Annotated in this window: 9 protein-coding genes; 3 read left to right on the top strand and 6 right to left on the bottom strand. The window is 72.7% G+C overall.

Annotated features, from left to right (window positions below; genetic code table 11):
• Positions 1-141 precede the first annotated feature (141 nt).
• Positions 142-354, top strand: a complete 213-nt coding sequence (locus ACZ3YO_RS11830; protein ID WP_396321823.1) for an acyl-CoA carboxylase subunit epsilon — start codon at positions 142-144, stop codon at positions 352-354.
• Between the two features lie 199 nt (positions 355-553).
• Positions 554-1,177: a ScbR family autoregulator-binding transcription factor gene (locus ACZ3YO_RS11825; protein WP_465568038.1), complete on the top strand. Its 624-nt coding sequence runs from the start codon at positions 554-556 to the stop codon at positions 1,175-1,177.
• A gap of 76 nt (positions 1,178-1,253) precedes the next feature.
• On the opposite strand, the gene ACZ3YO_RS11820 is transcribed toward ACZ3YO_RS11825, so the two are convergent.
• Positions 1,254-1,853: a ScbR family autoregulator-binding transcription factor gene (locus ACZ3YO_RS11820; RefSeq protein WP_465568035.1), complete on the bottom strand. Its 600-nt coding sequence runs from the start codon at positions 1,851-1,853 to the stop codon at positions 1,254-1,256.
• A gap of 347 nt (positions 1,854-2,200) precedes the next feature.
• Between ACZ3YO_RS11820 and ACZ3YO_RS11815 the strand changes: the two genes are divergently transcribed.
• Complete coding sequence (locus tag ACZ3YO_RS11815) at positions 2,201-3,250, top strand: ScbA/BarX family gamma-butyrolactone biosynthesis protein (protein ID WP_465568032.1); 1,050 nt, start codon at positions 2,201-2,203, stop codon at positions 3,248-3,250.
• A gap of 32 nt (positions 3,251-3,282) precedes the next feature.
• Here ACZ3YO_RS11815 and ACZ3YO_RS11810 read toward each other — a convergent pair whose 3' ends face one another.
• The 5 genes from ACZ3YO_RS11810 to ACZ3YO_RS11790 all read right to left on the bottom strand — a co-directional run bounded on the left by ACZ3YO_RS11810 (position 3,283) and on the right by ACZ3YO_RS11790 (position 8,090).
• Positions 3,283-3,687 (bottom strand): hypothetical protein, encoded by a 405-nt coding sequence (locus ACZ3YO_RS11810; protein ID WP_396321827.1) that lies wholly within the window; start codon positions 3,685-3,687, stop codon positions 3,283-3,285.
• A gap of 123 nt (positions 3,688-3,810) precedes the next feature.
• Positions 3,811-4,944, bottom strand: a complete 1,134-nt coding sequence (ccsB, locus tag ACZ3YO_RS11805; protein WP_465568029.1) for a c-type cytochrome biogenesis protein CcsB — start codon at positions 4,942-4,944, stop codon at positions 3,811-3,813.
• Positions 4,945-4,947: 3 nt separating this feature from the next.
• Entirely contained in the window at positions 4,948-6,699 is a 1,752-nt protein-coding gene (resB, locus tag ACZ3YO_RS11800; RefSeq protein WP_465568026.1) for a cytochrome c biogenesis protein ResB, read from the bottom strand.
• 3 nt (positions 6,700-6,702) lie between these two features.
• A complete protein-coding gene (locus ACZ3YO_RS11795; RefSeq protein WP_465555245.1) occupies positions 6,703-7,476 on the bottom strand; it encodes a cytochrome c biogenesis CcdA family protein in 774 nt (257 codons plus the stop codon).
• The gene (locus ACZ3YO_RS11790) at positions 7,473-8,090 is read right to left on the bottom strand and encodes a TlpA family protein disulfide reductase (protein ID WP_465555247.1); all 618 of its coding nucleotides are present in this window, start codon (positions 8,088-8,090) and stop codon (positions 7,473-7,475) included. The genes ACZ3YO_RS11795 and ACZ3YO_RS11790 overlap by 4 nt, the downstream gene beginning before the upstream one ends.
• Between the last annotated feature and the right edge of the window lie 146 nt (positions 8,091-8,236).

Genomic DNA, 8,236 nt, shown 5'->3' with positions numbered 1-8,236 from the left:
GCCAGGTCCTCGCCACCTCGCTCGCCATGCTCCGCACCAAGCACGCCGATCTGCCCAGCCGCAAGCACGGCAACCCGCCGATGTAGCAGCGCCGTTCAGCTGACCATTCACCAGTAACGTGCCGGGGGAGAAAACCACACCATGACCGCTTCCGCCGAACCTTCCTTCCGCATCGTCCGCGGCTCGCTCTCCGACGAGGAGCTCGCGGCCCTGACCGCCGTGCTGATGGCCCGCGCCGCGGCCGCCCAGCAGGCCGCGGCCGCGGCCGCGCCGGTCGAGCCGATCGCCACCTGGCACCGGCTGGAGCGCCGCCCGGCCTACTTCTCGCCGGTCAGCTGGCAGCAGGCCGCCTGACGGCTCCGCAGCACCCGACCGACGGCCGGTCACCCTTCGGGGTGGCCGGCCGTCGGCGTCCGCGGCCCCGCCCGGCAGGGCCGGTCCGGCCGCAGGCGGCTCGGTAGAATACCTACTGGACGGTATGCGGCCCGCCGCCCCGGCACCTCCCCATAGGATCGGCCGCTGCCGAGCACGAGAACTTTCCAGGGAGGCTGCGATGGCCAGGCAGGCCCGGGCGCTGGCGACCCGCCAGGCGGTACTCCTCGCTGCGGCCGAGGTGTTCGACGAACGCGGCTACGCCGCCGCCACGATGTCGGAGATCCTGGAGCGGGCCGGCGTCACCAAGGGCGCGCTGTACTTCCACTTCCGCTCCAAGGAGGAGCTGGCGCTGGCCGTCATCGAGGGCCAGGGCGCCTGGCTCGCGACCTGGGAGCCGACCTCCGACAGCCCGGTGCAGACCCTGATCGACCTCGGTTACGCCTTCGCACACGCCCTGCTGGAGGACCCGATGGTGCGCGGCAGCATCCGGCTGACCATCGAGCACGGCAGCTTCACCCAGCCGCAGGTCGGGGCCTACCAGGGCTGGTCGGACGCGGCGCGCGGGCTGCTGGAGCAGGCCCGCGAGGCCGGCGACCTGCACCCGGGCCTGGACGTGGCGGCCGCGGCCGGGGTGATCACGGGCGCGGTGACCGGGATCCAGCTCAGCTCGCAGGTGCTGAGCGGCCGCCGCGACCTGCTCCAGCGGATGGCCGACTTCTGGACGCTGCTGCTGCCCGGCCTCGTCCAGCCGCACGCGCTCGCCCGGCTCAGCGTGGCCGAGCGGACGCCGGGGAGCTCCTGAACCCGCGCGCCCCGGGGTCCGGCGGGACGGCAGGCGGCGGGACGCCGGGTGCGTCAGGACGGCAGGCGGTGCGGCCTCAGGTGCGGTAGGACGAGCAGTGGTCCGCCGGGACCAGGGCGGGCAGGGCGGCCGTCCACAGGGTGTGCAACGCCTCCGGCCGGAGCCGGCCGGTGTCCTCGGGTGCGAGCAGTACCAGCCCCGCCGCCAGGGTGGTGAGCAGCTCGGCGGCCTGCCGGCCGTCCACCCCGGGGCGCAGTTCGCCCGCGTCGGCGGCCCGGTCCAGCAGCCGGCGGAAGGCGGCGGTGAGGCTCTGCCAGGCGGCTGCGGCGCCGCCCCGGGCACCCTGGGCGAGCTGGACGCCGGCCCGGACCACCACGTCCTCGCGGAGCAGCCGGGCCAGCTCGTGGGAGAAGTCGATCAGGCCCTGGACGGCCGGGCCGGCGCCGCGCCGGGCCCGCAGGGCGGCCGAGCCGATCTCGCGCGCGGCCGCCGCACGGACGCCGTCGGCCAGCGCCTGCTTGGAGACGAAGTGGAAGTAGAGCGCGCCCTTGCTGACCCCTGCGCGGCGGCTGATGTCGACCAGGCTGGCCGACTCGAATCCGGCTTCGGCGAACGTGTCCGCGGCCGCGAGCAGCACGGCCTGCCTGGTCCTCCCCGCACGTTCCTGTTTGACCACTGGCCCCTCCGGCCTCGGCCTCGGCGAGATCCCGGCTCGCCCGGCTGCTGTCAGGGCGCCGCCGTCGGTGGCGCGACGCCTCGCATGCGGACGGCCCGCCCGAAACCGCATGGTTGGTATCTAATCTAGCCCCTCGGTGGCCCCCGCCGTCCAGCGGGGACCGACCCCCGCCCAAGGTCTGCCCTCTCCCTGCCGGACGTTCCCGCAGCCCAGCGGCCGGGTAACGTGATCACGCCAAGTACCCGGCAGCGGTGACCCCGCTTGCAGGGCGCAAACCGGGTGGTCTGTATGTTTTGTGAAGGCCGCCCGCGCGGCAGGTCGACCGACACCCGGGAGTGGGGCCCGTCATGCCATTGATCGTAGAACCGGATGACCACGGTCCGTATCCCCACCCCGGTCCCGGCTACGACTTCCACGAGCGGACCGTCTCCCGGCATCTGGTCCACCGCTCCGCCGTCTCCGAGGTGCTCATCACCGGCTGGCAGGCGACCGGCCCCTACGACTTCCTGCTCGGCGCGCAGTGGCCCCGGCTGCACGGCTTCTACCGGCTGCCCGGCGACCGGCACCACGACCCGGTCCTGCTGGCCGAGACCGTCCGGCAGGCCGGGCTGCTGATCGGCCACGTCGGCTTCGGCGTGCCGGACGGCCACGAGTTCACGCTGGACGAGCTCTGTTACACGCTCGGCCCGGCCGGCCTGGAAGCGCTCGCCGTCACCGCCGCGCCCGCCTCGCTGATGCTGGAGGTCGGCTGCCACGACGTCCGGATGCGGCACGGCCGGCTGGCCTCGCTGCGGGTGCACGCCGAGATCCGGCGGGACGGCCGGCCGGTCGGCCATGCCTCCGGGCAGCTGCGGGTCTTCTCCCCCGTCGCCTACGCCCGGCTGCGCGGGGCCGGGAACCGGCCCGCCGGGCCCTGGCTCCCCGACGCCCCCACCGCGCCCGAGCTGGTCGGCCGCGAGCGGGCCGCCGACGTCGTCCTCGGACCGTCGCCGGTGCCGGGCAGCTGGCTGCTGCGGGCCGACGCCCGCCACCCCGTGCTGTTCGACCGCGCCCCGGACCACGTGCCCGGGATGCTCGTACTGGAGGCCGCCCGGCAGGCCGCGCAGCGGCTGCGGCACCCCGAGCGGGTGGTGCCGGTCGAGTTGGTCTCCTCGTTCAGCCGCTTCATCGAGCTGGACCGGCCCTGCCTGGTGCAGGCGGTCCGCGAACCCGGCACCGGCCTCGGAAACAGCCCCGAGCGGGTGCCGGTGCGGGTTCAGCTGGTCCAGGACGGCCGGACCGCCGCCGAGTGCCGGCTGGTCACCGCGCCGGTCGACGGCGGCGCGACCCGCCGGGAGGCCCTCGACGGCCGCCCGGCGGGGCCGGACCGCGCTCCGGGCCTTCCGCTCGCCAGCTGACCCGCCGTCGGCCGCGCCGCGGTCCGCCGGGCTCAGGCCGCGACCAGCGCGGCCGGGCGGCCGGCGTGCATCACGCTGAGGTTGGCGGCCAGCCGGCCGGGGTCCTGGGCCAGCCAGAGCCGCAGCGCGGCGCCCAGCATGGCGCTGGCCGAACCGATCCGGACCTGGGTCACCTGGGCGATCCGGGCGGCGCCCGGGACCAGCAGGTCGGCCAGCGGGGTCGGCAGCCAGACCGTCAGGGCGCACGGCGCGGGGGCCGTGAGGGCGCCCAGCAGCCGGTAGGCGTCCGCCTGCGTGCTGAGCGTGGGGATGATGTCCAGCAGGCCGTCGGCCACGACCTCGGACACGTCGCTGCGGTGTCCCTGGGCGAGCCTGCGGAGCAGCGTGCGCTCGGCGGCGGTGATTCGGACGGTCAGCATGACCTCGTCGCACTCCATCGCGCGATTTCCTCCTCGTTCCTCCCCGTGCCGGCTCGGGTTGGCCGGCACGACTTACCCCTGTCACACCTCGGCCCGGCTTCCGATCTGCGGAGCGCCGGGCCGGTGGGTGCTTTCCTCCGGTCAGATCCCCGCGTAGGAGTGCTTTCCGGTGACGAAGATATTCACCCCGTAGTAGTTGAACAGCCAGCAGGCGAACGCGGCCAGGGCCAGGTAGGCGGCCTTGCGTCCCTTCCAGCCGGCGGTGGCCCGGGCGTGCAGGTAGCAGGCGTAGGCGACCCAGGTGATGAAGGACCAGGTCTCCTTCGGGTCCCACTCCCAGTACTTGCCCCAGGCGGCCTCGGCCCAGATCGCGCCCGCGATGATGGTGAACGTCCAGAGCGGGAAGACCAGCGCGTTGATCCGGTACGACAGCTTGTCGAGCGTGGACGCGGCGGGCAGGCGCTGCCAGATGGACGCCGCGGTGCCGAGCGGGCCGGTGGTCAGGCCCGCCTCCATCCGCCGGTCGAAGGAGTCCTTGCCCAGGTACAGCAACGTCGCGATGAACGCCGCGTAGAAGGCGCCGCCGCAGATGATCGCGGTGGAGACGTGGATCGCCAGCCAGTACGAGTGCAGCGCCGGGACGAGCTGCTCGGACTCGGTGTACAGCACCTGGGTGGCGATGCCGAGGGTGAGCACGACGGCCAGGGTGACCGGCAGGCCGAGCCAGCGGACGGGCTTCTTCGAGGCCAGCAGGCCGAGGTAGGCGACCGTCATGGCCAGCGCGAAGGCGCAGGAGAACTCGTACATGTTGCCCCACGGCCAGCGGGAGACCGAGAGGCCGCGGGTGAGCACGCCGCCCGCGTGCAGCAGGGCGCCCAGGACGGTGAGCGAGACCGCGATCCGGCCGGCCAGGTCGGCCCGCTCGCTGGTGCCGGCCGCACCCGGGCCGTCCACCTCGTCCTCTCCGCGCCCGCTGGTGACCACCGTCGCACCCTCGCCCGCCAGGGCGGTGCGGGTGAGCGTGGTGGTGCCGCCGCCCGCCGAGGCGACCGTGATGGTGACCTTCTTCGTGGCCTTGGGCTCGGCGGCGGCCGCGACCGTCTCGGCCAGGCTGCCCGCCTGTGCGGTCGAACGGACGGCGACGGCGCCCTTGCTGCCGAAGGTCCATTCGAACATGTGGGCGAGCATGGCGATCGTGTAGACGGCCATGGCCGAATAGATCAGCTTGTTGGAGAGGTCGGCCAGTTGGGGGTCGACCGCCGAGGCGAGGTGCACCGTCTACTCCTTGGAGTTCTGGTCGGCAGGGACTGCGGGGTCTGCGGGTGCCGAGGCCTCGTCGGCCTCGTCGGCCCCGGGCTCGTCTGCTTGTTCATCCGGATCGTCGACCGCCGGGGCGTCGTCCTGGAGGTCCACCGCCAGCTCGGCCAGCTCCTCGGCGATCTTCGCCGACTCGCTGCGGGCCAGCCCGGCCAGCTCGACCAGGGTGCCGCCGCCGGGCAGCGCCACCGCGCGGACCCAGATCCGGCGCCGCTGCACGAACAGCGAGCCGATCAGGCCGAGGATCGCCAGCACGCCGCCGGCCAGGGCGATCTCGTTGCCCGGGCGGTGCGAGATGTTGAAGCTGGCCCACTGCTTGTAGCCCTCGAAGGTGACGGAGCCGTAGCCGTCCGGCAGCTCCCACGCCTGGCCGGGCTTCAGCCGGACCTTGGCGATCTTGCCGTCCTGCTGGAGCTGGGTCAGGTTCTTGGTGTTGAGCTGGTAGACGTTCTGCGGCAGGCCGGAGTCGGTGCCGAGGTCGCCCGCGAAGGCGTTCAGCACCAGCGCCGGGTCGGCGTCGCCGGGGAAGAGCGAGCGCGGGCCGGTGTTCGCGTCGAAGGCCACCGGGGCGGTCGGCAGGAAGAAGCCGGAGAAGCCCATCTGGGTCTTCTTGCCGTCCTTCTCGCCGTAGTCGGAGACCTTGATGACGCCGGTGGAGGTCAGGTTGGGGTCCTGCGGCAGGAACGGCGTCGCCCCGGTGTAGACCACCTGGCCGGCGGCGTTCTTCACGGTGATCACCGGGGCGTAGCCGTGGCCGATCAGGTAGACCTTGCTGCCGCCGATCTCCAGCGGGTGGTTGACCTCGATCGTGCCCTTGGCCAGCTTGGAGGCGTCGCTGCCCGCGTAGTACTCGACGTTCGCGGTGAACTCGCGGGCGGCGCCGATCTGGTCGCCCTTGGTCTGGAAGCTCGACTTGAAGCTGTCCAGCTTCAGGTAGAAGGGGTCGAGGTCCTCGGTGCCGTAGAACCGCGAGCCGGTGAAGTCGTCCAGCTGCGTGATGGTGTTGGAGTAGCCCTCGCCGCCCACCATCAGCTTGCCGCCGGTGCCGCTGGCCAGGCTCGCCCAGGCGAAGCCGCCGAGCAGCGCGAACAGCGACAGGTGGAAGACCAGGTTGCCGACCTCGCGCAGGTAGCCCTTCTCGGCGGCCACCGAACCGCCCGCCAGGTCCGCGCGGAACCGGCGCCTGCGCAGCAGCGCGTGCGCCGCGGCGTTCACCGCCTCGGCGTCCGCGTCGGTGCGCCAGGCCGCGTAGACCGGCATCCGGGTCAGGTTGCGCGGCGCGGCCGGCGGCGCGGCCCGCAGCACGCCGACGAACTGCCAGGTGCGCGGGACGATGCAGCCGGCCAGCGAGACGAACAGCAGGATGTAGATCGCCGAGAACCAGACCGAGCTGTAGACGTCGAACAGCTGGAGCTTCTCGTAGACCGGCGCGACCGTGGTGTGCTGCGTCTTCCAGGTCTGGACCTTGAACTGGTTCTGGCCGTTCTGCGGGATCAGCGAGCCCGGGATCGCGGCCAGCGACAGCAGGAAGAGCAGGATCAGCGCGACCCGCATCGAGGTCAGCTGACGCCACATCCAGCGCAGCCAGCCGAGCACCCCCATGCCGGTGGGCCCGTCCGACTCGACCGGCGCGGTGGTCAGCCGCTCGGCCGCGTCCTCGGTCGCGGCCTCCGTCGCCGGGGGCAGCCCGCTGTCGGTCGTGGTCTTGCTCACGGGTCAGATTCCGATCTGAAAGTCGGCGAACTGGTACTGCAGGTCATTCACCATCGAGTCCCAGACCCCGGTGACCAGCAGCAGACCGACCACGACGAGCATGCCGCCGCCGATCCGCATGACGAGCGGGTAGTGCCGCTTGACCCAGCCGAAAGCACCCAGCGCCCGGCGGAACGCCACCGCGGCCACGATGAACGGTACGCCGAGGCCCATGCAGTAGAAGAACATCAGCAGGGCGCCGCGCTGGGCATCGGCCTGGTTGAGCGCCAGGTTGGTGACTGCGCCCAGCGTCGGCCCCATGCACGGCGTCCAGCCCACGCCGAAGACCACACCGAGCATCGGCGCGCCCAGCAGCCCGATCACCGGGCGGCGGTGGGACCGCACCTCGCGCATGCTCAGGCCGGGCACGAATCCCATGAAGGCCAGCCCCATGACGATCGTCACCACCCCGAGCACCCTGCTGATGACCGCCTGGTGCTCCTTCAGCGTGTCGCCGAACTGGCCGAACAGCGCCCCGCCGGAGACGAAGACGGCGGTGAAGCCCAGGATGAACAGGGCCGCCCCCGCCAGCATCCGGCCGCGCCGGGCCCCGCGCGCGTCGGCGAGGTCGGCGGCCGAGAAGCCGGTCACGTAGGAGAGGTAGCCGGGAACGAGCGGCAGCACGCAGGGCGAGAAGAACGACACCAGGCCCGCTGCCAGCGCGATCGGCGCCGCCACCAGCAGCGCGCCGCTCTGGATGGTCCCGATGTTGTCCGCCAGCTGCAGGACCGCGCTCACTGCTTCTGCTCCGCCAGCACCGGCTGGAGGATCGACTCCAGGGCGTCGTCGGTCTGGCCGCCGACGGCGCGGGCCGCGAGCTTGCCGTCACGGTCGACCACCAGGGTGGTCGGGAGGGTCTGCAGGTTGAGGCTGCCCTTGGGGAACTTCAGCAGCTGGGTGCCGGCCGGGTCGTACAGGCTCGGGTAGGTGACGCCCTTCTCCTCCTCGAAGCGGACGGCGTTCTTGATCTCCGCGTCCCTGGTGTTGATGCCGAGGAACTGGACGCCCTGGTCCTTGTACTTCTCCCAGGTCCGCTGGAGGTCGTCCGCCTCGGCCCGGCACGGCCCGCACCAGGAGCCCCAGACGTTGAGGACGACGACCTTGCCGCGGTAGTCGGAGAGCTTGACCGGCGTCCCCTCCAGGGTGCCGCCGGAGATGTCGGGCGCGTCCTGGCGGTGTCCGGCGGCGGCCGTGGAGAGGTTGGTGCCCTTGGCCGTGACGAAACCGATCTGGCCGTCACCACTGCCCGACGAGCCGGACGAGGAGCAGCCGCTGAGGGCGAGCGCGGCAGCGGCGGCCGTGACTGCGGCCGCTGCGGCGAGACGAGGACGGGGGCGCGTCGTGCCAGACATGTGAAAAGTTTCGCATGCTCTTCCGACCAGGTTCGGGGGGGTCCGACATTCCGTGTCGGACCCCCTCTGACCTGCGGCCGGACCAGACCACCCGGGCGCGTCGGAGGTGACGCAGCCCATATTTAGACGGGTCTTACATCGGGCGG

This window comes from Kitasatospora sp. NPDC022785, assembly GCF_055561295.1.
Note: the sequence above shows the minus strand (reverse complement) of the source record. Positions and strands in the feature narration are given on the sequence as shown.